Source organism: Glycomyces harbinensis (assembly GCF_900101745.1).
GTDB lineage: Bacteria > Actinomycetota > Actinomycetes > Mycobacteriales > Micromonosporaceae > Glycomyces > Glycomyces harbinensis.
The window spans coordinates 13906-37687 of the sequence record NZ_FNAD01000008.1; the positions used below are offsets into that span (position 1 = coordinate 13906).

The window sequence follows — 23782 nt, forward strand, 5'->3', positions numbered from 1 at the left end:
GCCAACCGACGGGCCGAGACTTTCGCATACCGTAAGAAACTTCCGGGCCTCGGAAGGCCCTCCGCTCAGTAGCATCGGCCCCATGCAGAGGACACATCTCCTCATCCTGGCGAAAGCCCCGTTCCCGGGCCGGTCGAAGACCAGGCTCACGCCCCCGCTGACGCCCGCCGAGGCCGCCGCCGTCGCCGAGGCGGCGCTCGCCGACACCCTCGAAGCGGTGGCCGCGTGCGGCGCCGACCGGCGCATCGTCGCGCTCGACGGCGAGCCCGGCCCGTGGCTGCCCGAGGGCTTCGAGGTCGTGAAGCAGGTGGACGGCACGTTCAACGAGCGGCTGGCCGCGGCCTGGGGCCACGCGGGCGGACCCGGCCTCCAGATAGGCATGGACACCCCGCAGGTGACGCCCGGGCTGCTCGACGCCGCACTGGAGGTCGTGACCGGAAGCGGCTGCGACGCGGCGCTGGGCCTGGCCGAGGACGGCGGGTGGTGGGCGCTGGGCATGGTCCGGCCGCACCCCGAGGCGTTCCGGGACGTCCCGATGAGCGAGAGCGACACGGGACTGATGCAGCACAAGCAGTTGCAGGCCCTCGGCCTCGCCGTGGCGGACCTGCCGGTGCTGCGCGACCTCGACGACGCCGAGGACGCCCGAGCCCTCGCACGCCTGGCCCCGCGCACCCGCACCGCCGCGGCGGTGCGCGCCGTGCTCGACGGTGCGGCGGCGGTCGACGTCGTCCTCCCCGTGCTCAACGAGCGCGACGCGATCGGGTGGGTGCTGGAGCGGATGCCTCCCGGATACCGGCCGATCGTGGTCGACAACGGCTCCGACGACGGCTCGGCCGAACTGGCCGCGGGCCTCGGCGCCGAGGTGGTCCGCGAGCCGCGCCGCGGCTTCGGCGCGGCCTGCTTCGCCGGGCTCGCCGCCGCGACCGCACCGGTCGTGGCCTTCATGGACTGCGACGCCTCGCTCGACCCCGCCGACCTGCCCGGCGTCTGCGAGCCCGTGATCGCCGGCGAGGCCGACCTCGCGCTCGGCGCGAGGGACGCCGAGGCCGGGGCGCTGGCCCCGCACAACCGCATCGCCAACCGCTACCTCGCCCGGCAGGTGCGCCGCCACTGCGGCGCGCACGTCACCGACATCGGGCCGATGCGGGCGGCCCGCCGCGAGTCCCTGCTCGGCCTCGGCATCGCCGACCGGCGCTCGGGATGGCCCCTCGAGATGGTCCTGCGGGCCGGGCTCGACGGCTGGCGCATCACCGAACTGCAAGTCCCCTACCGGGCCAGGGTCGGCAGGAGCAAGGTGACCGGCACCCTCGGCGGCACCCTGCGCGCCGTCAAGGACATGCGGGCCCAGCTGGCGCGGGCCCGGAACGCAGCGATGAGGAGCGACGAGTGAACGACCGACCGCAGCCCCGGGCCGACATCGGCGTCTTCGGCGGCACCGGCTTCTACACCCTCACCGAGGACGCCGAGAGCGTCGAGGTCGCGACCGCGTGGGGACCGCCCTCGGCGCCGGTCACCATCGCCGCGTTCGGGTCCGAGGACCCGGTGCGGGTCGCGTTCCTGCCTCGGCACGGCACCGGCCACCGCCTCCCGCCGCACCGGGTGAACTACCGGGCCAACGTGGACGCGATGCGGCAGTTGGGCGTGCGGGCCCTGGTCTCGCCGTTCGCGGCCGGTTCGCTGCGCCCCGAGATCCGCCCGGGCGACTTCGTCGTGTGCGACCAGATCGTCGACCGCACGTGGGGGCGGGCGTCCACGTTCCACGACGAGTTCGAGGACGTGCCGGTGCACGTGGCCTTCAACGAGCCGTACGACCGGCGCCTGCGCCGCGTCCTGCTCGACGCGGCATCGGAAGCGGGCGTCACCGCGCACGACGGCGGCACCGTCGTGGTCGTCAACGGCCCCCGCTTCTCCAGCCGGGCCGAGTCGCGCTGGCACCGCGACGCCGGCTGGCACGTGGTGAACATGACCCAGTCCCCCGAGGCGCCCCTGGCCATGGAAGCGGGGATCCCGTTCGCGGGGATCGCACTCGTCACCGACTACGACGCCGGGCTCGACGAGGACCCGGACGTCGAACCGGTGAACCAGGAGGCGGTCTTCGCGGTCTTCGCGGCGAACCTCCACAAGATCCGAAGGCTGCTCGACGCGGCGATCCCGGGGCTGGCCGCATGAGCGCCGAGCGCTTCGAGACCCTGGCCGTGCACGGCGGCGAGCCGCGGCCCGCCGCGGGCGGCTCGGTGGTGTTCCCCATCTACCAGGGCACGGTCTTCGAGGCCGGCCCCGACGATTCGGCCGCCCCGTACATCAGGCTCGGCACCAACCCGACCCAGCGCCACCTCCACCGCAGGCTCGCGGCCCTCGAAGGCGCGGAGGCCGCCGTCGCCACCTCCTCGGGCATGGCCGCCATCACGACCGCGCTCCACAGCGTCCTCGGCGCGGGCGGCCACCTCATCGCCGCGGGGGCCTTCTACGGCGGGACGCACCAGTTCCTCGCCGAGCACGCCGAACGCCTCGGCTGGGCCTTCGACCTGGTCGACCCCGAGGACGAGGAGTCGTGGCGCAAGGCGCTGCGCCCCGGCACCAAGGCGTTCCTGACCGAGTCGATCACCAACCCGCTCATCCAGGTCGGCGACCTGGTCGGCGCCGCCCGCTTCGCCCGCGAGCACGGCCTGACCTCCATCATCGACAACACGTTCGCGACCCCGGTCGTCTTCAGGCCGCACGCGGTCGGCTTCGACCTGGTGTGCCACTCGGCGACCAAGGCCCTCAACGGGCACTCGGACATCGCCGCCGGCGTGGTGACCGGGTCGAGCGAGCGGATCGAGCGCGTCGCATCGGTGCTGAGCGCCTTCGGGTGCAGCCTCGACCCGCACGCGGCGTTCCTGCTCTCGCGCGGCCTCAAGACCCTCGCCCTGCGCGTCAGGCAGCAGAACGCGAACGCGCTCGCGGTGGCCGAGTTCCTCGCCGCGCACGAGAAGATCGCGCACGTGCGGTACCCGGGCCTGGCCGCCCATCCGGACCACCGGCGGGCGGCCGAGCTGTTCGACGGGTTCGGGTCGGTGCTCTCGTTCCAGCCCGTCGGCGGGACGGCGGCGGCCGAGGCGCTCATCAGGGCGCTGCGCGTGCCCTATGCGGCGTCGAGCCTGGGCGGCGTCGAGTCGCTGGTGACGCGCCTGGCGGCGGGCGGCCACACCGGAGCCGCGGCGTTCGGTCCCGCGGGCCTGGAGGACGACCTCATCCGCTTCTCGGCGGGCATCGAGGCGGCCGAGGACCTGGTCGCCGACTTCGCCCAGGCGCTCGGGGCCTGACGCCGGCAGGCCGCGTTCGCCAAGGCGCCCAAGGTGAAAGCCGCGGCAGGGCTTCGTGCCGTCCGATGCCGCGCCGCGCCGTCCGCTCCCGCCTCGGCGTTGTTTAGCGGATCGTAAGCAGCGCCGCCGGACACGGCGCCCCGAAGGGGCGATCATGGAGGAGTGAACACCACGCTCCCCGCCTCGCCGCGCGCCTGGGCCGCCGCCGGGCTCATCGCGACCCTCGCCGGCCTGGCGGTCGGCCACCTCGCCGCCGCACTGACCGAGCCCCGCTCCGCGCCGCTGTCGGCGCTGAGCGACGCCGTCATCGCCGTCGTCCCCCTGGAGGTGTCGCACTGGTTCATCGACCTGGTCGGCACCGCCGACAAGCCGCTGCTGATCACCGGCCTCGGGCTCGGCGTCGCGGCGGCCGGCGCCGCGATCGGCGCACTGCGGCGGACTCGCCCGTGGCCGGCGCGGGCCGCCGTCGTCGCGCTGGCGGCGGTCGGCGCGGCCGCCGCGGCCACGCGTCCGGGACTGGGCGCCGCCGCGGTGGTGCCGTCGCTGCTGGCCGGCGCGCTCGCCTTCGCCGGACTGGAGTGGTGGGCCCGCGCGGGCCGCGACGCCGAGTCCGGGACGCGGCGCCGGTTCCTGCTCGTCGCCGGGGGCGTCGGCGTCGCGGCGCTCGTCGGCTCGTGGTGGGCCTCGCGCGTCGGGCCCGCCGCGATCGAGGCCGACCGCGACGCCGTCGCGCTGCCCGAGGCCGACGTGCCCGCGACCGAGCCGGGCCCGGTCGCCGACTTCGAGGTCGAGGGCCTGTCGCCGTACCGGGTCCCCAACGGCGACTTCTACCGGATCGACACCGCGATCACCGTGCCCCGCATCGACGTCGACTCCTGGCGCCTGAGGGTCCACGGCATGGTCGACCGGGAGCGGACCTACACCTTCGACGACCTGCTCGGCCGCGAACTGATCGAACGCGACATCACCCTCGCGTGCGTCTCCAACCCCGTCGGCGGCGACCTGGTCGGCAACGCCCGCTGGCTCGGCGTGTCCCTCGCCGAGCTCCTCGCCGAGGCCGGGCCCGACCCGGCCGCCGACCAGCTCGTCTCGCGCTCGGACGACGGCTGGACCGCCGGATCGCCCAGCGAACTGGTCTTCGACGGCCGCGACGCCATAATCGCCGTGGGCATGAACGGCGAACCGCTGCCGGTCGACCACGGCTGGCCCGCCCGCCTGGTCATCCCCGGCCTCTACGGGTACGTCTCGGCCACCAAGTGGCTCACCGAACTCGAGCTGACCACGTTCGACGCGTACGACGCCTACTGGATCACCCGCGGCTGGTCCGAGCCCCGGCCGATCAAGACCGCCTCGCGCATCGACACGCCCCGCTCGCGCGCGAGCGGGGGAACCGTGGCCGTCGCCGGGGTCGCCTGGGCCCAGCACCGGGGCATCAGCGCCGTGGAGCTGCGGGTGGACGACGGCGACTGGCGCCCGTGCGAGCTGTCCGACGTGGCCACCGGCGACACGTGGCGGCAGTGGCGCCTCGAATGGGACGCCGAGCCCGGCGAGCACACCCTCACGGTGCGGGCCACCGACGGCGAGGGGGAAGTGCAGACCAGCGAGGAGCAGGGCGTCATCCCCGACGGCGCCACCGGGCTCCACAGTGTGACCGTCAGCGTCGAATAGTGCAGAACTGCCGGTTTCCCGCCGGTATGCCGCCTTGAAATCGGGCTTCGGCCGCCGCACCCTGTACGAGTTGCCGGACTCGCGGAGCGCAAGCCCGCCCGGCAGCCGACCAGATTCCTACAGGACGGGTGGACGACAACATGCAGACCAAGGCGAGACGCACCGCACGCAAGGCGATCACCGCCGGGATCGCGGCCGCCGCGGCGGCCGGCGCCACGGTGTTCACGGTCCAGTACGCGTCGGCCGAGGAGCAGCCCCAGGCCGCGCAGACGTGCGTCAGGGAGGCCCTGCCGATTCCCGAAGGGCTCGCCTCCAGCCGCGTCAGCGCCATGAGCGACGACGGCTCGGTCATCGCCTACTTCGCCCTGCCGCTCGACCAGAGCTGGCCCGACGGGCTCGGGGCGTACCCGCGCCTGTACGCCGACGGCGAGGTCACCGACGTGCCCATGCCCGGCAACCACCCGCGGATCCGAGACGTGAACTCCCTCGGGAACGGCACCGGGTACTCGACGAATGCCCAGGGACGCGACGTCCCCTACGTCTGGAGCGACGGCGTCCTCGAAAAGCTCCCGATCGCCTCGACAGGCGGACGGGCCGAGGGGATCAACGAGCACGGCGACATCGTCGGCAGCGTCCAGACCGCCGACGGCGGCGTCCCGCTCCTGTGGCCCGCCGACGGCTCCACTCGCGTCAGGCTGCCGCTGCCCGCCGGCGCGACTTCGGGCTACGCCCACGACATCGGCGACGACGGCACGATCATCGGGGCCGTCTACAACGAGAACGGCACCGCCACGGCCTACCGGTGGGACGCGGACCGCACCGGCGAGGCGCTGCCGGTTCCGGAAGGGGCCGACCCGGCCGAGGCGTTCTCCATCGCCGTGGACATCAACGGCGACTGGGCCTCCGGCCAGTTCTTCGTGCCGGGCGCGGGGTCGCAGCCCCTGGGCGTCCGCTGGAACCTCGCCGAGGGCACCGCTGAGCGGACCCAACTCGACCAGCAGGTGGCGGTCAGCGCCGACGGGACCGTCGCCGGGTTCGTGGCGGGCACGCCCGACAACGCGGCCTACCAGGCCGGCGACACGGTCGTCGAACTGCCGGGCGTCATTCCCCCGGCCGAGCGGACCATGGGCGAGACCGCGCAGGAGATCAGCGCCGACGGCACCCTGATCGCCGGCGACATCTACGTCGGCGACGACGACGCGGGCCTGGCGAACTTCAACGCGGTCGTCTGGACCTGCCAATAGCCACATTCCGGGTGCGGACGGGGCGGGACCATCGGTCCCGCCCCGTTCCGGTTCCGCCTTCAGGCCGCACATTCCGGCGGCCCCCGGGCATTTCGGACCGGTCCCGGCGGACACGACGTGTTCTTGATCGTCGAGTTTGGCGACGGCTCCGTCATAGCGGATAGGGTCGGTGCCAAGTCGGCGCGGTCGTGTTCCCGGGGGGTCGTTTGCTAGTTCTGCTTGCCTGCTATGCCATCGCGGCGATCGGTGCGCCCGCCCTCGTCCGGTGGTGGGGCCCCAAGGCCATGTACGCCGTCGCCGCCGTTCCCGCGGCGACGTTCGTGTGGGCCCTGACCCGAACGGGCGCAATGCGGTCGGGCGGCGCGGTCGCCGAGACCCACCCGTGGGTGCCCGAACTCGGACTCGAGATCTCGCTGCGGATGAGCACCTTCCCGTGGGTCATGGTGCTCCTCGTCAGCGGCGTCGGCGCGCTCGTGCTCGCCTACAGTGCCCACTACTTCTCGTCCGGCGAGGCCGGACTCGGGCGCTTCGCCGCGGTCTTCACCGCGTTCGCCGGCGCCATGTTCGGGCTGGTCGTCGCCGACGACCTGCTCCTGCTCTACGTCTTCTGGGAGCTGACCTCGGTCTTCTCCTACCTCCTCATCGGACACGACCCGGCGAGGAGCGCGAGCCGCTGGGCCGCGATGCAGGCGCTGCTGGTCACCACGCTCGGCGGCCTGGCGATGCTCACGGGCTTCATCATGCTCGGCCAGCACGCGGGCACCTACCGGCTCTCGGAGGTCGTCGGCCACCTGCCCGGCGGCGCGTACCTCGTGATCGCGCTGGTCCTGGTCCTCCTCGGCGCCCTGTCGAAGTCGGCGGTCTTCCCGTTCAGCTTCTGGCTGCCCAGCGCCATGGCCGCGCCGACGCCCGTCAGCGCCTACCTCCACGCCGCCGCCATGGTCAAGGCCGGCGTGTTCCTCATCGGGATGCTCACCCCCGCACTGGCCTCCGAAGCGCCGTGGCAGCAGGTGATCTGGACCTGCGGCGCCGTCACCTTCCTGTTCGGAGGATGGACGGCGCTGCGCCAGACCGACCTGAAGCTCATGCTGGCCTACGGCACGGTCTCCCAGCTCGGCATGATCAGCATCGTCCTGGGCACCGGCACGCGGACCGCCGCGCTCGCCGGGGCCGCGCTCCTGGCCGGGCACGCCATGTTCAAGGCCGCGCTGTTCCTGGTCGTCGGCATCGTGGACAAGACGACCGGCACCCGCGAGATCTACACGCTCAGCGGCCTCGGCGCCCGCAGGCCCCTGCTCGCGGCCGTCGCCGCCGTCGCGGTGGCCTCGATGATCGGCTTCCCGCCGACGCTCGGGTTCGTCGCGAAGGAGGCGATGCTCGCCGCGTTCTGGGACGGCGGGCCGTGGGGCCGGGCCATGCTCGCCTGCCTCATCGCCGGCGCCGCGCTCACCGTCGCCTATGGACTGCGGTTCCTGTGGGGCGCGTTCGCCCGCAAGGCCGACGCGCAGGAGACCGACGCCGCGCCGATCGGACCCGGGTTCATCGCCGCGCCCGTGCTGCTGGCGCTCGCCGGCCTCGGCGCCGGGCTCTTCGCACCCGGGGTCGACGAACTTCTGGCGCCGTACGCCGACGGCTTCCCGGAGGCCGGGCACGCCTACCACCTGGCCCTGTGGCACGGCCTCACCCCCGCGCTCGGCTTCTCGGCCCTCGCGCTCGCCACCGGATTCGGGCTCTTCCTGGCGCTCCACCGCACGAGCGCGTGGCGGTCGCTGAAGCTGCCGTTCAAGTCCGGGACGGTGTACAAGCAGGCCATCGGCGGGGTCGACCGCGTCGCGGTCGAACTCACCGGCCGCACCCAGCGCGGCTCGCTGCCGTTCTACCTCGGCGTCATCCTGGTGACGCTCGTCGTGTTCGCGGGCGGGCTGCTGGTCTTCGACGGGCCGTGGCCCGTGGGCATCGAGCTGTTCGACACCCCGCTCCAGGTCGCCGCGGGCGGCATCATCGTCATCGCGGCCATCTCGGCCGCCGTCGCCAAGCGGCGCCTGACCGCGATGGTCCTCACCGGCGTCTCCGGCTACGGCGTGGCGACGCTGTTCATCTTCCACGGCGCGCCCGACCTGGCGCTCACCCAGTTCCTGGTCGAGACGGTCACCATCGTCATGTTCGTGCTCGTGCTGCGCCGGCTGCCCGCGCGCTTCTCCGAACGCCCGTTGAAGAAGGTCCGCCGCTTCCGCGTCGCCGTCGGCATCGCGGTCGGCGTCGTCGCCTCGGGGATGGCGTACGTGGCCGTCAGCGGCAGGCAGGCCGCGCCGATCTCCGAGCTCTTCCCCGACCTGGCGGTCTCCTACGGCGGCGGCCACAACATCGTCAACGTCATCCTCGTCGACATCCGCGCCTGGGACACCATGGGCGAGATCGCGGTCCTCCTCGTCGCCGCCACCGGCGTCGCGAGCCTCATCTTCGGACGCGACCGGCTCATGCACCGCCGCGGCGGCTCACGCCCCGCACCACCGCGGACCGGCGAGCACGTCAAGTGGCTCTACCGGCCCGAGACCGACGGCAGCCACCAGGCGATCATCCTCCAGGTCGTCACGCGGCTGCTGTTCCACACCATCGTCCTGTTCTCGATCTACCTGCTGTTCACCGGCCACAACCACCCCGGCGGCGGCTTCGCCGGGGGCCTCGTCGCCGGGCTCGCGCTCGCCATCCGCTACCTCGCGGGCGGGCGGGCCGAACTCAACGCCGCCGCACCGGTCGACGCCGGGCGCCTCCTCGGCACCGGCCTGCTCATCTCGGTCGGCACCGGCGCCGCGTCGATGCTGCTGGGCGGCGAGGTGCTCCAGAGCGCCATCCTCGACTTCGACCTGCCGCTGGTCGGGCACGTCCACTTCGTCACCTCCACGTTCTTCGACATCGGCGTCTACCTGATCGTGGTCGGCCTGGTCCTGGACATCCTGCGCAGCCTCGGCGCCGAGATCGACCGGCACCAGGAGTCCGGTGAGGACACCGAGACCCTGCCGCAGCTCGAGAAGGAGGCCGCATGACCCCGAACCTGGTCTACGTGATCGTGATCGGCGTGCTGTTCGGCGCCGGGGTGTCGCTGCTGTTGGAGCGCACGCTCACCCGCATCCTCATCGGCGTGGTCCTCATCGGCAACGGCGTCAACGTGCTCATCCTCATGGGCGGCGCGTTCGGGACGCCGCCGATCGTCGGCGACGAGCCGGTCGAGGGCATGAGCGACCCGCTGCCGCAGGCGATGATCCTGACCGCCATCGTGATCACGCTCGGCATCACCGCGTTCCTCCTGGCCCTGGCCTACCGCAGCTGGCAGCTCCTGGGCCACGACGAGGTGCAGGACGACGCCGAGGACACCCGCATCATCGAACTCGCCGACCGCGACGAGGTGCCGCACGCCGACGAGGACGACGACGACCTCCCGAACCCGGTCTACGACTGCGCGCCGGGGAGGGAGGCCGTCCGATGACCTCACTCGTCCCGCTCCCGGTCGTCATCCCGCTGCTCGGCGCCGCGCTGACCCTGATGCTGGCCCGGCGCCCGGTCGCCCAGCGCGCGATCAGCCTCACCGCGCTCACGGCCACGCTCGCCGTCTCCTCGGTCCTGCTCGTGCTCACCGTGACCGACGGCCCGCAGGTCGTCGCGGTCGGCGGCTGGGCGCCGCCGCTGGGGATCGTCCTCATCGCCGACAAGCTCGCCGCGCTCATGCTCGTGGTCTCGACCGCGGTGACGCTGTGCGTCCTGGTCTACTCGATCGGACAGGGCGCGGCCGACGGCGACGAGGAGACGCCGCTGTCGATCTACCACCCGACGTACCTGGCGCTGACCGCCGGCGTCACCAACGCGTTCCTGTCGGGCGACCTGTTCAACCTCTACGTCGGCTTCGAAGTGCTCCTGGTGGCGAGCTACGTGCTGCTGACCTTGGGCAGCACCGAGAACCGCATCCGGGCCGGGACCACGTACGTCGTGGTGAGCCTCCTGTCCTCGGTGATCTTCCTCAGCGCCCTCGGCCTCGTGTACGCCGCGACCGGGACGCTGAACATGGCCCAGCTCGCGGGGCGCTTCGACGAGCTGCCGGACAACCTGCGGCTGCTGCTGCAGGGGATGCTGCTGCTGGCCTTCGGGATCAAGGCCGCGGTGTTCCCGCTCGGCGCGTGGCTGCCCGACAGCTACCCGACCGCGCCCGCGCCCGTCACCGCCGTCTTCGCGGGCCTGCTCACGAAGGTCGGCATCTACGCGGTCATCCGCACCGAGACGCTCCTGTTCCCCGACGGGCGCATAGCCGACGTGCTGCTGGTGATCTCGCTGCTGACGATGGTCGTCGGCATCCTCGGCGCGGTCGCGCAGTCGGACATCAAGCGGCTCCTGTCGTTCACGCTCATCAGCCACATCGGGTACATGCTGTTCGGGGTGGCGCTCGCGACCGAGGCCGGACTGTCGGGGGCGATCTTCTACATCGCGCACCACATCACGATCCAGACGACGCTGTTCCTCGCCGCGGGCCTCATCGAGCGCCGTGGCGGCACGACCGCGCTCGACCGGCTCGGCGGACTGGGGAAGATCGCGCCGGTGCTGTCGATCCTGTTCTTCATCCCGGCGCTCAACCTCGCGGGCATCCCGCCGTTCTCCGGGTTCCTCGGGAAGCTCGGGCTGCTCCAGGCGGGGGTGGACGAGTCCGGGCCGCTGGTCTGGGCCGTCGTCGCCGGCGGCGTCGTCACGAGCCTGCTGACGCTGTACGCGATCGGGCGGGTCTGGAACCTCGCGTTCTGGCGCAGGCCGCACCCCCAGATGCCGACGGCCGAGGACGAGGCCGACGGGTCGACGGTGCTGCTGCCGCGGCTCATGATCGCCCCCACGTTCGCGCTGGTGGCGTTCAGCGTCGCGCTGACCGTCGTGGCCGGGCCGCTGTTCGGCATCACCTCGGACGCGGCCGCCGACCTGCTCTCCCGCACGCCCTACATCGAAGCGGTCTTCCCGGACGGTGCGCCATGAGCCCTCTGACCAAGCGCGAGCGGATCCGCAGCCGGATCACCGCCGTCATCGGCCTCGTCCTGGTGTGGAACCTCCTGTGGGGCGAGTTCACCTGGATGAACACGATCTCCGGCGCCGTCATCGCGGTCGCGATCCTGCTGGTGTTCCCGCTGCCGCCGGTCAAGTTCGGCGGCCGATTGCGGCCGCTGCACGTGATCGGGTTCTTCGCGCGGTTCTTCTACGACCTCGTGGTGGCGAGCTTCCAGGTGGCGTTCCTGGCGTTTCGCCCCGGCGAGCCCAAGAGCGCGATCGTCGCCGTGGAGCTGCGGGTCAAGTCCGACCTGAACATGACGCTGGTCGCCGAGGCGGTCTCGCTCGTGCCCGGCAGCCTCATCGCCGAGGCCGACCAGCAGACCGGGACGCTGTACATCCACATGCTCGGGGTCAGGGACGCCGAGCATCTCGAGCGGCTCCGCGCCGAGGTCCTGCACGTCGAGGCGCGGCTGATCCGGGCGATCGGCTCGGACGAGGAGCTGCGCCGAGTGAACGCCCCCCGAGAGGAGCCCGCGACATGACCGTCGCCGCAGTCGCCGTCGCCGCCCTGCTCATCGCCGCGTGCGCGATGGCCCTGGTCAGGATCATCCGCGGACCGACCACACTGGACCGGATCGTCGCCACGGACGTGCTCCTGGCGATCACCGCCACCGCGATCATCGCCGAGGCGGCGTTCACCCGCGACCCGACCGCGCTGCCGGTCGTCGTGGTGGTCTCGCTCCTGGGCATCACCGGCTCGGTCGGCGTGGCCCGCTTCGTCACCAGGGAGAAGCCGTGACGCTCCAAGGGGTCCTCGACGCGATCGCCGCCGTCTGCATGGTCACCGGGGCGCTGCTCAGTCTGGCCGCGGGCGTGGCGCTGCTGCGGTTCCCGGACCTGCTGAGCCGCATGCACGCCGCCGCGAAGCCGCAGGTGCTCGGCCTGCTGCTGGTGCTCACGGGCTGCGCGATCCGCATCGCGACGGTCGTCGACGTGACCACCATGGTGCTCATCGCGTTCTTCCAGCTCGCGACCGCTCCGGTCGCGGCGCACATGGTCGGCCGCGCGGCCTACCGCGACGGCCAGACCCGGACCGACCTCCTCATCACTGACGAGCTCGCGCCGCAGATGGACCGGTTCAGCGAGCGGCCGGCCGAGCGCAACGGCCGGGCCTCGGTCGATCCGCCGGCGTAGGCGGTCCCGCCGGGTCGACCGGTTGAGCGGCGGGCGGGTCAGGCGCCCGCGATGACGGCCTTGCCGCTGCGCAGGAACGAGGCCGCGATCCGGTCCGGCTCGTCGAGGTAGCCGGCGACCATGACGCCGTCGCGCAGCAGCATCAGGTCGTCCGCGATCTCGGCCGAGCGCTCGGGGCCGAGCGGGGCGGCCAGTGAGGCGAAGGCCTCCTTGTACCACCGCCGGTGCGCGGCGACGGTCTTGCGGACCTGGCTGTCGGGGTCGGGGTACTCGGCGGCGGCGTTGATGAACGGGCAGCCGCGGAAGCCGGGCTCGCACGCGATCATCCCGATCTGCTCGGCCATCAGGCGCAGGACGGTCTCGGCGTCCCCGCCGCCGTGCGCGATCGCCGCGCCGATGCCCTCCCGCTCGAGGAGCGCGCGGCCCTCCAGGTAGGCCACCACGAGGTCGTCCTTGCTCTTGAAGTGGCGGTAGAACGTCACCTTCGTCGTGCCCGCGGCCTCGATGACCTTGTCGACGCTCACCGCGCGCAGCCCGTGGGCGTAGAACAGCCGGGTCGCCGCCGCCACCAGGCGTTCGCGCATCGAGGTCTTCACGGTCGCGATCATACGTGCCCCTTCCCCAGACCCGGGATCGACGGGATTGACGGTGCGGTACCCTCCATGTAGAGTGACTAGTCATTCTACCTTACTCACGATCGAAGGAAGTCGCCATGACCACCGATGTCGCCGCCCGACCCGGCCTCGCCGCCGCGCTGCGGAACCTGTACTACGTCCGGTTCGGCTTCGCCGTCGTCTGGGCGGCCCTGCTCGCCGCGACCGGCGCCGAGCTCGGCCCGCTCGCCGTCGCCCTGCTGGTGATCTACCCCCTGTTCGACGTCGCCGCGGCCGTGGTCGACTTCCGCTCGTCGAAGGAGGCCCGGCCCGCCGGGGGCCTGTACGCCAACATGGCGCTGAGCCTGCTCGCCGCGGCTGGCCTGGCCGTCGCCGCCTCCGCGGACCTCCCGGCCGTGCTCCGGGTGTGGGGCGCCTGGGCGATCACCGCGGGGATCGTGCAGCTCGTCGTGGCGATCGGACGCCGCAGGCTCGGCGGCCAGTGGCCCCAGATCCTCAGCGGCGGCCTCTCGACGCTCGCCGGCACGGCCTTCATCCTCCAGGCGGGCACCTCGAGCGCGTCCCTGACCAACCTGGCCGGGTACGCCACCATCGGCGGCGTCTTCTTCCTGGTCTCCGCGGTGCGGCTCCACCGGAGTGCGAAGGCCGGCACTGCGGCATAGCAGCCGGAGAAGCTCCGTTGATCTGCGTTCGCAGGTCGACGGGGCTTTGCGGCGTCGAGCGGCCGCCGCCCTCGTCGCTCGGGCCTTCCGGGCCGGGACCGGAGCGGCCGCGGACCCGAATCCTAGCGATTCAGTAGAGTTGACGGCGACCCGTCGCCCCGCAGCAAGGAAGCCCATGGCCCCCTCCCCCGCAGACCGCGGCCATCCGCGCGCGAGAGGGCACTGACCATGCCCGACGGGAACCTGCTGCTCGGATTCGCGGCCGGACTGGCGATCTCGGTCGTCACCACCCCGGCCGGCGTCTCGGGGGCGGTGTTCCTCCTGCCGGTCCAACTCAGCGTCCTGCACGTGCCCAACCCCGCGGTCACCCCGACCAACCTGCTGTACAACGTGGTCGCCGGTCCCGGCGCCCTCGCCCGGTACGCCCGCGGCGGCGCGCTCCGCTCACCGCTGGCCGGCCTCCTCGTCCTGGGCACGTTGCCCGGCGTCCTGATCGGCGCGTCCGTGCGCGTCCATCTCGTCGCCGACGCCGACGTGTTCCGGCTGTGCGCCGCCGTCGTCCTCGCGCCGCTCGGCGTCTGGCTGCTGCTGCCGCGCCGCACCCGTACGGCCACTCGCAAGGGGCTGGGCCGCAAGGCGGTCCTGGGGCTGGCGTTCGCGGCCGGGTGCGTCGGCGGCGTCTACGGCATCGGCGGCGGCTCGCTGCTGAGCCCGCTCCTGGTCGGCGCGGGGCTGTCCGTCGCGGTCGTCGCTCCGGCGGCCCTGCTGTCGACCTTCGCCACCTCGATCGCCGGATGCCTCGCCTTCGCGGCCTTGAGCTTCACGGCCCCCGGCGACGTGGCGCCCGACTGGGCCCTCGGCATCGCCTGCGGCGTCGGCGGACTCATCGGCGGCTATCTCGGCGCCGCGCTCCAGCCCCGGCTTCCCGAGCGGCTCCTCCGAAGCCTCCTCGGCGCGCTCGCCGTCGCCGTGGCCGGCGTCTACGCCGTCCAAGTCGCGGTCTGAGCGCCCGCGAGCCCTAGCAGCAGCCGTTGTGCTCGACGGGGTTCGAGAGTCCGGCGAGGGCGCGCATCGGTGCGGAGAAGGCGTCGCAGCACAGGGAGTAGACGTTGCTGCGGCCCTTGGGGGTCACCGAGACGAGGCCGAGTTCGCGCAGCGGCGCGAGATGGTGGGAGACGAGGGTCTGCGCGAGGCCGGTGGCCTCGGTCAGCTCGCGGACCGTGCGGGAGTGCTCCGACAGCAGCAGCACGATCGCGAGCCGGTTCTCGTCGGCCAGGGCCTTGAACTGCGGCGCGAGGCCCTTGGCGTGCTCGATCACCGATGCGTCGGAGTGCTCGGCGGCGCTCACGTCGGTCAGGGTGAGTTCGATCGTGCGGCTCATGGGTCAAGTAAACCACGGAACTTGCTATCAACAGTAAATACTGATATTACTTAGTTCAGTTGATGTGATCGCGAACGGCGCGACCCGCTGACAACGAAGGACCGACATGTCGAACCTCATCAGCCGCCCGGCGCGGACCGTGGCCGTCATCGGCGCGGGCCCGGTCGGCCTGGCCGCCGCCGCCCACCTGGTCGAGCGCGGCCTCACCCCGATCGTCCTCGAGACCGGCGCCGGACCGGCCGCGGCGATCCGCGAGTGGGGCCACGTGCGCCTGTTCTCCCCATGGCGCTTCGACATCGACAGCGCCGCAAGGCGACTGCTCGAAGCCCAGGACTGGGTCGCACCCGACCCCGACGGCCTCCCCACCGGTGACGAACTCATCGACGCCTACCTCGCGCCGCTCGCGAAGACACCCCGGATCGCCCCGCACCTCCGCTACGGCACCCGCGTCACCGCGGTCGCGCGCCTGGGCGTGGACAAGACCCGCACCGTCGACCGCGAGGGCCGCCCGTACCTGGTGCGGACGCAGAACACGGCGGGCGCGTGGGAAGACGTCATCGTGGACGCGGTCATCGACGCCTCCGGGACCTGGGGACAGCGCAACCCTCTAGGGGCCCACGGCCTCGCCGCCCCCGGTGAAGACCACGCGGCCGCTTGGGCGGCCGGCCCGCTCCCGGACGTCCTCGGATCGGCTCGCGACCGCTTCGCGGGCAAGCGGACTCTCGTGGTCGGCATGGGCCACTCGGCGGCGAACACGCTGCTGAACCTGGCGGCGTTGAAGGAGGCCGAGCCGTCGACGACGGTGGTCTGGGCGATCCGCGGCGACGACCCGGCGCGACTGTACGGGGGCGGCTCGGCCGACGCGCTGCCCGCGCGCGGCACCATCGGCACCCGCCTGCGGGAGCTGGTCGAGACGGGTGCGATCGAACTCGTCACCGGGTTCACGATCGACCGCTTCGAGGAGCGGGGCGACGGCGCGGTGGCGGTGGTCGGGAACATCGGCGGTGTCGAGCAGGTCATCGAGACCGACCACGTCGCCGCCGCGACCGGATTCCGGCCCGACCTGGAGATGCTGCGCGAAGTCCGCCTCGAGATCGACAGCACGGTGGAGGCCCCGGCGAAGCTCGCGCCGCTCATCGACCCGAACTTCCACTCCTGCGGCACCGTGCCCCCGCACGGCGAAGCCGATCTCGCCCAACCCGACGAGGGCTTCTACCTCGTCGGCATGAAGTCCTACGGCCGAGCGCCGACGTTCCTGCTCGCCACCGGATACGAGCAGGTCCGGTCCATCGCCGCCGCGCTCGCGGGCGACCGGGAGGCCGCCGACAAGGTCGAACTCGACCTGCCCGAGACGGGCGTCTGCTCCTCGTCGCGGTCGCTGGAGGCGACCAGCATCGCCGACGCCGCCGAAGGCTCCGGCTGCTGCGGTTCGACCGCGAGCGCCGACTCCGGCTGCGGGACGAGCGCCGATTCGGGTTGCGGGACCGCGCGGCCCGAGCCGGTGGCGATCGGCTCGCGCGGACTCGCCACCGGTGTCCTGCACGGATACTCCGGCGAGCGGACCGAACTGCCGCAGCTCGAGCAGACCGGCGGCTGCTGCGGCTAGCAGTGAACGAGGCCGGGTCCGGTACGCGGAGGCGTCCGGGCCCGGCCCCGCTGCGTGCAGTCGCAGGCAGGGCCGGTCGTCCTCGCGATCATCGGGCGCCGCAGTGGACGCGGCCCGGACGATGCTCGAGGCCTTCCGCCTCTGATCCCGGAAGCGTTCGGCGCCGACGGGGTCAGGGCTCGAGCGAAATGGGGCGGGTGCGCATCCCCGTGATGGTGACGGCGACGAGTTCGCGCACCACGACGCGGAAGTCGACCCGGGCGTAGGCGAGTTCGGGATGCCGCTCGTAGACCGCGGCCACGGCCGGATAGGGGCGGGTGGCGCTCCACGCCCCGCCGACGATGATGTGCATGGAGGCGACGCAGGCGGTCCGGCCCGGTTCGGGCAGGACCCCGACCTCGCCGTCGAGAATCGCGGCGAGCCTGGCGATCTGCGAGAAGGAACGGCGCTTGTACTCGGCGACGGCGTCGGTCGACACGTTGCGTTCGAGGACGGTCCCGGCGTTGGCCATGAGTTCGGTCAGGACCGGACGGGTCTCGAGCGTGCGGGCGAAGGCGTCGGCGAAGCGCTCGACGCCGGCCGGGGCGTCGGCGGCGGCGAGGGCCGCTTCGAAGTCGTCGAGCCAGGCCCCGCATTCGACGGACAGCAGCTCCAGCAGCACCGCTTCACGGCTCTCGAAGTAGCGCAGCACGTTCGACTTCGCCAGGCCGACCTGGCGCGCCAGCTCGTTCAGGCTGAGATCGGCGATGCGCCCCCCGCCCGCGAGCATCTGGCGGGCGGTCGCCAGGATCGCGGCGCGGCGAGCCGCCCGCTGCTCGGCGCTGCGGGCACGTGCGAACGTGTCGCCCATCATTCCCCCTACTCAAGAGACCGTCGGTCTGTTATTTTCAAATAACAGACCAAAGGTTTCATTATGCAGGGGAAGTGGTGCTCATGCCATACGACGTGCCCGACCAGCAAGGACGCCGGTTCATCGTCACCGGCGCCAACTCGGGGACCGGCCGGGAGGCCGCGCGCCGCCTCGCCGCGTCCGGTGCCGAGGTCGTCCTCGCCGTGCGATCCGTCGCCAAGGGCGAGGAGGCGGCCGCCGCGATCGGACGGGAGTCGCCGCAGGCGCGGCTGGAGGTCCGGCGGCTCGACCTGGCCGACCTGGCCTCGGTCCGCGAGTTCGCCGACGGCATCACGGCGGACGGGCGGCCGCTCCATGCCCTGGTCAACAACGCGGGCCTGATGTTCCCGCCCGAGCGCTACGCGACGGCCGACGGTTTCGAGCTGCAGATCGGCACGAACTTCTTCGGGCCGTTCGCGCTGACGAACCTGCTGCTGCCGCTCCTGCTCGAGACGCCCGGCGCCCGCGTGGTGAACATGTCCAGCGGCGCGGCCAACGCCGGGCGCATCGACTTCGACGACCTGACGGGCATGTCGAAGCGGTACTCGAAGTACGGCGCCTACGCCCGGTCCAAGCTCGCCAACCTCCTCCACGGCCGCAGGCTCGCCGCCATGGCCGAGGAGCGCGGGTGGCCGCTGCTGAGCGTCATGGCCCACCCGGGCTATACGCGCACCAACCTCCAGACCGCGGCGAAGAACCTCGCCCGGGACCCCGGCGACCCGCTGCCGCCGATCACGCGGACGATCCTGCCTTCGCAGGGCGTGGAGACCGGGACCGAGCCGCTGCTGTTCGCCGCGGCCTCGCCCGAAGCCGAGCAGGGCGCCTTCTACGGGCCGAGGTGGCTGCTCGTCGGCCCCGCCGCGACCTCGCCGGTCCCGCGCCAGGCCAAGTCGAAGGAGACGGCCGAGCGCCTGTGGGCCGAGGCCGAGCGCCTCACCGACACCAGCGCTCCGGCCTTGCAGGGCGGGTAGACCCGCTTCGATCAGCGGACGCGGTCGTACACCTGGGCCGTTGTCCCGAGATCCTTCGTCGAACGGGCCCGGCCGATGCGGTGTTACGCTGTCCTGCTTTGCTTCGATCGGAAGGAAAAAGCATGGCGCTCCCAGCACTGCACGGCCGGTTCCTCGAAGAGGTGCTGCCCCGCATCGAGCGCGACGAGCGCATCGTCGCGGTGGCGGCGGCCGGTTCGATCGCGAACGGCCGGCCGGACGAGCACTCGGACGTCGACCTCGTGCTCGCGGTCGAGGACGACCGGTTCGACTCGGTGCTGCCCGAGCGGATCGACCTGGTGCGGTCGTGGACGCCGCTCGTCGCCGCCTTCACCGGGGAGCACGTGGGCGAACCCCGGCTCATCATCGCCGTCGTGGGCCCGCCGCTGCTGCACGTCGACTTCAAGTTCGTGAGGGTGAGCGACGTCGGCGACCGGGTCGACGGGCTCCGCGTGCTCTGGGAGCGCGACGGGCGGCTGAGCGCGGTCCTCGCCGGAAGGCCGCCCCGCCCGCCGCAGTTGGACCTCCAGTGGATCGAGGACCGGTTCTGGGTGTGGGTCCACTACGCGGCGACCAAGCTCGCGCGAGGCGAGCTGTTCGAGGTCGTCGGGTTCCTCGCGTTCCTGCGCGAGACCGTCCTCGGCCCCCTCACCGGCCACCGCGAGGGACGGCTCCTGCAAGGCGTGCGCCGCTTCGAGGCGCTCGATCCCGAACGGGCGGAAGCGATGCGGGCCACGGTGTGCGGGTACGACCGCGACGAGGCCGGCAGGGCGCTGCTGGCGTGCGTCGACCTGTACCTGCGCTGGAGCGCCGCGTCCGGGCTCCCCTTCGACCGGAACCGGGACGCGCAGGCGCTGGCCGTCGCGTTCCTGGAGAACGCGGTCGGCCGGGAGGACGACGGCGCGCGGTGAGCGGCGTCAGCGGTGCAGTCGGCGGTAGGCGGCGGGCGGGACCCCGCATTCGGTCTTGAAGGCGGCGTAGAACCGGCTGACCGAGCTGAAGCCCGAATCGGACGCCACGGCCGCGATCGGGAGGTCGGTGGTGACGAGCAGGCGCCGCCCCTCCGCCAGGCGGCAGCGGGTGAGGTAGTCGATGATCGTGGTGCGCACGATCTTCCCGAAGTGCGCCATGGCGTAACCCGGGTGCAGGCGCGCGGCGGCGGCGACGTCGGCGACCGTCAGCGGCTCGCGGAAGTGCTCGGCGATGTGCCGGACCATCGTGACGACGTGGCGCAGCGCGGGATCGCCGCCGGAGTACCGGCGGACCGGGCCCTGCGGCGCGTCCAGCGCGAGGCGCCGGACCCGCGCCTCGACCTCGAGCAGCAGGATGCGGCGGCGCTCCGGCTGCGCGCTGGACAGGTCGGCGGCCCACTGGGTGAAGTTCGCGGGGTCCGAGTCCATTGCGGCCGAAGGCGGGGCGATGAGCGGCATCCCCGAGAGCAGGCGGCCGACCAGCGCGGTCGGCAGGCCCCAGCCCAGGAACGTCGCGAACGGCACGTGCACCCAGTGCGCCCGCGTCACGGAGTTCGCGACGAGCTGGTGGGGCACGGCCGCCCAGAACGCCGCCACCGATCCCGGGCCGATCTCGACGGGCTCGCCGCCGAAGAGGTAGAGCATCGTGCCGCCCTCGGCGATGAAGTTGATCTCCAGGTCGTCGTGCTGGTGGGCGGTGTCCATGAGGATCGGGCGCCCGGCCCATCCCACCAGCCCCGGCGGGGCGATCTCGATCTGAGGATCCAAGAAAGACTCGTTCCAATCGGTGAAGACTTCTCCGATCGGAACTTATACGGTGATGCCGCAGCGGCCGGTGCCGGCCTCGGCCGGTCGGCCCCGATCACCAAGGAGTCTCCCTGTGTTCTCAATCGGCATCGTCGGCGCCGGGCAGTTCGCCGGCGCCTTCGCGAAACTGTTCAACGCCCACCCCGGGGTCTCGCGCGTCACCGTCACCGACCTCCTCCCCGAGCGCTCCGCGAACCTCGTCGGCGAGCTCGGCCTGGCGGGCGTGGCAGAGGACTTCGACGCGATGCTCGCCTCGGACGTGGACGCCGTCGCGGTCTTCACCCAGCGGTGGACCCACGGGCCGCTCGTGGTGCGGGCGCTGCGCGCGGGCAAGCACGTCTACTCCGCCGTGCCGATGGCGTTCACGGTCGAGGAGATCGGCGCGATCATCGACGCGGTCAAGGAGACCGGCCTCACCTACATGATGGGCGAGACCAGCTTCTACCACCCGGCCACGGTGCTCGCCAGGCAGAAGGCGGCCGAGGGCGCGTTCGGGCGCCTCTTCTACGCCGAGGGCGACTACGTGCACGACATGGACCACGGCTTCTACGCCGCCTACCAGTACAGCGGCGGTCCCGAGTGGAAGCGCACCGCGAGCTTCCCGCCGCTGAAGTACCCCACCCACGCCATCGGCGGCGTGCTCGGCGCCTGGAACACGCACGCCGTCAGCGTGAGCGCCGTGGGCGTGCACGACCAGCGCGGCGACGGCGTGTTCGACGCGGCCGTGAGCATGTTCGCCAACGACTTCTCCAACGCCACCGCGCTGTTCGAGACGGCGGACGGCGGCAGTATGCGCACCAACGAGTTCCGCCGCGTGGGCCTCGCGAACAACGTCCCCGAGTCGCGGTTCACGTTCTACGGCACCGAGGGCATCCTCGAGCAGAGCGCCCTCGCCACGGTGTGGCACGACCGGTCCGGTCCGCTGAACGACCTCACCGACCTGGTGCGTCCCGGCTGGGCGAGCGGCGCCGACGACCCCGTGCTGGCCGGCGTGGACCCGAAGCTGCACGACTCGTTCATCTCCGGGCACGCGCCGGTGCACGACACGTCCGCGCTCCCGGTCGAGTTCAAGGGCCTCGGCAACGGCCACATGGGCAGCCACCAGCTGCTCGTGCACGATTTCGTGTCCGCGGTGAACGACCGGCGGCTGCCGAGCGTCAACGCCTGGGTGGCCGCGCGGTACACGCTGCCGGGCGTCGTGGCCCACGAGTCCGCGCTGCGCGGCGGCGAACGCCTCCGGATCGAGGACTTCGGGGACGCGCCGGGCGTCGCCTAGGTCTGTCCCGGTCGGCGGGGGCCGGGGTTCAGTGGGGCAGTGAGGCCGCGACGGCGGCGAGCAGCCGCAGCTTCTCGTGGCTCTCGCTGCCGGGGACGGCCGTGTAGACCAGCAGCGAGTGGGCGTGGCCGGGGTCGACGAGGCGCTGGCAGTGGAGTTCGAGGGCGCCGACCTCGGGGTGGACGAAGTGCTTGACCTGGTCGGGCCGTACGCCCACCTCGTGGTCGGCCCAGAGGCGCCGGAACTCCTCGCTGCGGTCGAGCAGCAGGTCGGCGAGGTGGGCGGCGCGGGAGTCGGGGCCGCGCAGCGTCAGGATCTCGCGCAGCCCCGAGGCGTACATGCGGCTCAGGAAGGCGTGCTGGTCCGGGGCGTAGAGGCGGCGCGTGGCGGGTTCGGTGAACCACCGGTAGCCGAGGCTGCGCTCGGGACCGGCGTAGGCGGTCGAGTCGCCGGTGAGGGCGACGCCCAGCGGCGTCTGCTTCAGGGTCTCGCCGAGTTCGGTGACGATCTCGGCGGGCGTGTCGTCGAGGCGGTCGAGGACGCGCAGGAGCCCGGGGCTGATGTGCTCGCCCACCACCCCGCTCGCCGGGGGCTGGTGCCCGGCGAGGCGGAACATGTGGTCGCGCTCCAGGTGCGACAGGTGCAGGCCCTGGGCGATCGAGGCGAGCATCTGCTCCGAGGGCTGGGGCCCGCGCCGGCGCTCCAGCCGGGCGTAGTAGTCGACCGACATGTGGCACAGCAGCGCGACCTCTTCGCGGCGCAGGCCGCTGGTCCTGCGGCGGAAGCCGCGCGGCAGGCCGACGTCCTCGGGTTGCAGCGCCTCGCGGCGCATGCGGAGGAACTCGGCGAGTCCGGTGCGGTCGATCACGGCGTGCCCCCTTCGGTCTGACCCATGTATACCGGCGGCGGCCGGGCGCAGCCACGGCCTGGCGATCCCCCCTTCGGCGCTGCCCGATTCCGGGGCGGCCTGCGCGGCCGCGGATCGGGAGGCCCTGGAGGGTCGCCGCGGCGTCCGCGGCGGCGGTGACCGGCAGCCGGTGGAACGGGTCGGCGCGCTCGATCGATTCGCCACGCGCCCTGCGCCTCAGGTACGTCGCCCACCGGGCGGCGGGATCTCGCCGCTGCCCCGCACGATCAGGGTGGTGCCCACGACGACGCGCTGCGAGGGGGCGTCGTCGCCGTCGAGCCGCTCGAAGATCCGCTCGGCGGCGATGCGGCCGAGGTCTTCGGGGTGCTGGGCGATGACGGTGACGCCCGGTTCGAGGAGGTCGGCGAGTTCGACGTCGTCGAAGCCGACGAGCGCGGTGTCGCGGTGGCGCCCGCGTTCGCGCAGCGCGTGCAGCGCCCCGATCGTGATGAGGTTCTGGGCGCTGAACACGGCGGTGGGCGGGTTGGGCCCGTCGAGCAGCCGCAGCAGCGCTTCGCGCGCGGTGCCCTGGTCGTGCAGGTCCTCGATCACGGGTGCATCGTCGGCGGGGACGGCGGCGCGGTCGAGGGCGTCGAGGAAGCCGCGGCGGCGTTCGCGCGCGGTCTGGATGCTGTGGAGGTCGCCCAGGTAGGCGATGCGCCGGTGTCCGTGCGCGAGCAGGTGTTCGACGGCTCTGGCCGCGCCGCCGGCGTTGTCGCTGACCACGGCGTCGGTCTCGATGCCCGACGGCTCCCGGTCGACGAACACGACCGGGGTGCCGTGCCGCAGTTCGGGCTCCAGGTAGGTCTGGTCGGCGGTCGCGGTGGTGAGGATGAGCCCGTCGACGCGTCGGCGCAGGAACGCGGCCACCGCTTCCCGCTCGCGCTGGGGGTCGTCGTCGAGGCTGGAAGCGAACACGGCGACGCCGCGCTCGGCCGCGGCGTCCTCGACCGCGCGGTGGACCGCGCCGGAGAAGGGGTTGTCGACGCTGCCGACGAGCAGCCCGAGGGTCCGGGTGCGGCGGTCGGCGCGCCGGAGGTTGCCGGCGTGCAGGTCGGGCTGGTAGTCCAGGGCGCGGGCGGCGTCGAGCACCCGCTGGGTGGTCTGGGGGGTGACGTTCGGTTCGCCGTTGATGACCCGGGAGACGGTCTTGATGCCGACGCCGGCGAGCTCCGCGACCTGTCGCATGGTGGCGCGGGGGCGGCTGCCCGCATCCCGCGCTGACAACGATGTCACGAATTGACCTCCAG

The 23782-nt window shown here is 72.7% G+C and carries 23 protein-coding genes; 17 read left to right on the plus strand and 6 right to left on the minus strand.

The genetic code is table 11. The features are described 5' to 3' along the window. Positions 1-82: 82 nt before the first annotated feature. The 11 genes from BLQ63_RS29285 to mnhG all read left to right on the plus strand — a co-directional run bounded on the left by BLQ63_RS29285 (position 83) and on the right by mnhG (position 12430). Entirely contained in the window at positions 83-1390 is a 1308-nt protein-coding gene (locus BLQ63_RS29285; protein WP_091036067.1) for a glycosyltransferase family 2 protein, read from the plus strand. After that, positions 1387-2169: an MTAP family purine nucleoside phosphorylase gene (locus tag BLQ63_RS14385; RefSeq protein ID WP_091036070.1), complete on the plus strand. Its 783-nt coding sequence runs from the start codon at positions 1387-1389 to the stop codon at positions 2167-2169. Before BLQ63_RS29285 ends, BLQ63_RS14385 begins: the two co-directional genes overlap by 4 nt. Beyond that, positions 2166-3305 (plus strand): trans-sulfuration enzyme family protein, encoded by a 1140-nt coding sequence (locus BLQ63_RS14390; RefSeq protein WP_091036073.1) that lies wholly within the window; start codon positions 2166-2168, stop codon positions 3303-3305. Before BLQ63_RS14385 ends, BLQ63_RS14390 begins: the two co-directional genes overlap by 4 nt. A 162-nt stretch (positions 3306-3467) precedes the next feature. Continuing rightward, a complete protein-coding gene (locus BLQ63_RS14395) occupies positions 3468-4973 on the plus strand; it encodes a molybdopterin-dependent oxidoreductase (RefSeq protein ID WP_091036076.1) in 1506 nt (501 codons plus the stop codon). 140 nt (positions 4974-5113) lie between these two features. Further along, positions 5114-6217: a hypothetical protein gene (locus tag BLQ63_RS14400; protein ID WP_143014902.1), complete on the plus strand. Its 1104-nt coding sequence runs from the start codon at positions 5114-5116 to the stop codon at positions 6215-6217. A gap of 206 nt (positions 6218-6423) precedes the next feature. Next, positions 6424-9261: a Na+/H+ antiporter subunit A gene (locus BLQ63_RS14405; protein WP_091036085.1), complete on the plus strand. Its 2838-nt coding sequence runs from the start codon at positions 6424-6426 to the stop codon at positions 9259-9261. After that, complete coding sequence (locus tag BLQ63_RS14410; protein WP_091036089.1) at positions 9258-9701, plus strand: Na(+)/H(+) antiporter subunit C; 444 nt, start codon at positions 9258-9260, stop codon at positions 9699-9701. Before BLQ63_RS14405 ends, BLQ63_RS14410 begins: the two co-directional genes overlap by 4 nt. Next, the gene (locus BLQ63_RS14415) at positions 9698-11224 is read left to right on the plus strand and encodes a Na+/H+ antiporter subunit D (protein ID WP_091036094.1); all 1527 of its coding nucleotides are present in this window, start codon (positions 9698-9700) and stop codon (positions 11222-11224) included. The genes BLQ63_RS14410 and BLQ63_RS14415 overlap by 4 nt, the downstream gene beginning before the upstream one ends. Further along, positions 11221-11778 (plus strand): Na+/H+ antiporter subunit E, encoded by a 558-nt coding sequence (locus BLQ63_RS14420; protein ID WP_091036097.1) that lies wholly within the window; start codon positions 11221-11223, stop codon positions 11776-11778. Before BLQ63_RS14415 ends, BLQ63_RS14420 begins: the two co-directional genes overlap by 4 nt. After that, positions 11775-12035: an MrpF/PhaF family protein gene (locus BLQ63_RS14425; RefSeq protein WP_091036102.1), complete on the plus strand. Its 261-nt coding sequence runs from the start codon at positions 11775-11777 to the stop codon at positions 12033-12035. Before BLQ63_RS14420 ends, BLQ63_RS14425 begins: the two co-directional genes overlap by 4 nt. Next, a complete protein-coding gene (gene mnhG / locus BLQ63_RS14430; protein WP_091036106.1) occupies positions 12032-12430 on the plus strand; it encodes a monovalent cation/H(+) antiporter subunit G in 399 nt (132 codons plus the stop codon). Before BLQ63_RS14425 ends, mnhG begins: the two co-directional genes overlap by 4 nt. Positions 12431-12468: 38 nt before the next feature. Here the strand turns inward: mnhG and BLQ63_RS14435 are convergent, their stop codons facing one another. Next, positions 12469-13038: a TetR/AcrR family transcriptional regulator gene (locus BLQ63_RS14435; RefSeq protein ID WP_091036111.1), complete on the minus strand. Its 570-nt coding sequence runs from the start codon at positions 13036-13038 to the stop codon at positions 12469-12471. Positions 13039-13142: 104 nt separating this feature from the next. Here BLQ63_RS14435 and BLQ63_RS14440 point away from each other — a divergent pair, with 104 nt between their 5' ends. Both BLQ63_RS14440 and BLQ63_RS14445 read left to right on the plus strand, forming a co-directional pair. After that, the gene (locus BLQ63_RS14440) at positions 13143-13706 is read left to right on the plus strand and encodes a hypothetical protein (protein ID WP_091036115.1); all 564 of its coding nucleotides are present in this window, start codon (positions 13143-13145) and stop codon (positions 13704-13706) included. A 228-nt stretch (positions 13707-13934) separates the two neighbouring features. Next, positions 13935-14711, plus strand: a complete 777-nt coding sequence (locus tag BLQ63_RS14445; protein ID WP_091036118.1) for a sulfite exporter TauE/SafE family protein — start codon at positions 13935-13937, stop codon at positions 14709-14711. Between the two features lie 13 nt (positions 14712-14724). Here the strand turns inward: BLQ63_RS14445 and BLQ63_RS14450 are convergent, their stop codons facing one another. Then, positions 14725-15087, minus strand: a complete 363-nt coding sequence (locus tag BLQ63_RS14450) for an ArsR/SmtB family transcription factor (RefSeq protein WP_091036120.1) — start codon at positions 15085-15087, stop codon at positions 14725-14727. 106 nt (positions 15088-15193) lie between these two features. On the opposite strand from BLQ63_RS14450, the gene BLQ63_RS14455 reads away from it, so the two are divergent. Beyond that, the gene (locus tag BLQ63_RS14455; RefSeq protein ID WP_091036124.1) at positions 15194-16693 is read left to right on the plus strand and encodes an NAD(P)-binding domain-containing protein; all 1500 of its coding nucleotides are present in this window, start codon (positions 15194-15196) and stop codon (positions 16691-16693) included. A gap of 172 nt (positions 16694-16865) precedes the next feature. Here BLQ63_RS14455 and BLQ63_RS14460 read toward each other — a convergent pair whose 3' ends face one another. Beyond that, positions 16866-17543: a TetR family transcriptional regulator gene (locus tag BLQ63_RS14460; RefSeq protein ID WP_091036872.1), complete on the minus strand. Its 678-nt coding sequence runs from the start codon at positions 17541-17543 to the stop codon at positions 16866-16868. Positions 17544-17626: 83 nt separating this feature from the next. Here BLQ63_RS14460 and BLQ63_RS14465 point away from each other — a divergent pair, with 83 nt between their 5' ends. Together BLQ63_RS14465 and BLQ63_RS14470 are read left to right on the plus strand one after the other, a co-directional pair. Next, on the plus strand, positions 17627-18553 hold the full coding sequence (locus tag BLQ63_RS14465; RefSeq protein WP_091036876.1) for an SDR family oxidoreductase: 927 nt from the start codon (positions 17627-17629) through the stop codon (positions 18551-18553). A 122-nt stretch (positions 18554-18675) separates the two neighbouring features. Continuing rightward, positions 18676-19482, plus strand: a complete 807-nt coding sequence (locus BLQ63_RS14470) for a nucleotidyltransferase domain-containing protein (protein ID WP_091036129.1) — start codon at positions 18676-18678, stop codon at positions 19480-19482. A gap of 6 nt (positions 19483-19488) precedes the next feature. Here the strand turns inward: BLQ63_RS14470 and BLQ63_RS14475 are convergent, their stop codons facing one another. Continuing rightward, positions 19489-20310 carry a helix-turn-helix domain-containing protein gene (locus BLQ63_RS14475; RefSeq protein WP_091036132.1) on the minus strand — a complete coding sequence of 274 codons (822 nt, stop codon included), beginning with the start codon at positions 20308-20310 and terminating at the stop codon, positions 19489-19491. A 112-nt stretch (positions 20311-20422) separates the two neighbouring features. Between BLQ63_RS14475 and BLQ63_RS14480 the strand changes: the two genes are divergently transcribed. Next, positions 20423-21625 carry a Gfo/Idh/MocA family protein gene (locus BLQ63_RS14480; RefSeq protein ID WP_218125272.1) on the plus strand — a complete coding sequence of 401 codons (1203 nt, stop codon included), beginning with the start codon at positions 20423-20425 and terminating at the stop codon, positions 21623-21625. 28 nt (positions 21626-21653) lie between these two features. Here the strand turns inward: BLQ63_RS14480 and BLQ63_RS14485 are convergent, their stop codons facing one another. Then, entirely contained in the window at positions 21654-22493 is an 840-nt protein-coding gene (locus BLQ63_RS14485; RefSeq protein ID WP_091036140.1) for a helix-turn-helix transcriptional regulator, read from the minus strand. Between the two features lie 216 nt (positions 22494-22709). After that, positions 22710-23720 carry a substrate-binding domain-containing protein gene (locus BLQ63_RS14490; RefSeq protein ID WP_091036145.1) on the minus strand — a complete coding sequence of 337 codons (1011 nt, stop codon included), beginning with the start codon at positions 23718-23720 and terminating at the stop codon, positions 22710-22712. Between the last annotated feature and the right edge of the window lie 62 nt (positions 23721-23782).

Coding starts and splice junctions, on each gene's coding strand:
- BLQ63_RS29285 (WP_091036067.1), top strand. CDS start 83: ATGCAGAGGACACATCTCCTCATCCTGGCGAAAGCCCCGTTCCCGGGC.
- BLQ63_RS14390 (WP_091036073.1), top strand. CDS start 2,166: ATGAGCGCCGAGCGCTTCGAGACCCTGGCCGTGCACGGCGGCGAGCCG.
- BLQ63_RS14400 (WP_143014902.1), top strand. CDS start 5,114: ATGCAGACCAAGGCGAGACGCACCGCACGCAAGGCGATCACCGCCGGG.
- BLQ63_RS14410 (WP_091036089.1), top strand. CDS start 9,258: ATGACCCCGAACCTGGTCTACGTGATCGTGATCGGCGTGCTGTTCGGC.
- BLQ63_RS14415 (WP_091036094.1), top strand. CDS start 9,698: ATGACCTCACTCGTCCCGCTCCCGGTCGTCATCCCGCTGCTCGGCGCC.
- BLQ63_RS14420 (WP_091036097.1), top strand. CDS start 11,221: ATGAGCCCTCTGACCAAGCGCGAGCGGATCCGCAGCCGGATCACCGCC.
- BLQ63_RS14425 (WP_091036102.1), top strand. CDS start 11,775: ATGACCGTCGCCGCAGTCGCCGTCGCCGCCCTGCTCATCGCCGCGTGC.
- BLQ63_RS14435 (WP_091036111.1), bottom strand. CDS start 13,038: ATGATCGCGACCGTGAAGACCTCGATGCGCGAACGCCTGGTGGCGGCG.
- BLQ63_RS14440 (WP_091036115.1), top strand. CDS start 13,143: ATGACCACCGATGTCGCCGCCCGACCCGGCCTCGCCGCCGCGCTGCGG.
- BLQ63_RS14445 (WP_091036118.1), top strand. CDS start 13,935: ATGCCCGACGGGAACCTGCTGCTCGGATTCGCGGCCGGACTGGCGATC.
- BLQ63_RS14450 (WP_091036120.1), bottom strand. CDS start 15,087: ATGAGCCGCACGATCGAACTCACCCTGACCGACGTGAGCGCCGCCGAG.
- BLQ63_RS14455 (WP_091036124.1), top strand. CDS start 15,194: ATGTCGAACCTCATCAGCCGCCCGGCGCGGACCGTGGCCGTCATCGGC.
- BLQ63_RS14460 (WP_091036872.1), bottom strand. CDS start 17,543: ATGGGCGACACGTTCGCACGTGCCCGCAGCGCCGAGCAGCGGGCGGCT.
- BLQ63_RS14465 (WP_091036876.1), top strand. CDS start 17,627: ATGCCATACGACGTGCCCGACCAGCAAGGACGCCGGTTCATCGTCACC.
- BLQ63_RS14470 (WP_091036129.1), top strand. CDS start 18,676: ATGGCGCTCCCAGCACTGCACGGCCGGTTCCTCGAAGAGGTGCTGCCC.
- BLQ63_RS14490 (WP_091036145.1), bottom strand. CDS start 23,720: ATGCGACAGGTCGCGGAGCTCGCCGGCGTCGGCATCAAGACCGTCTCC.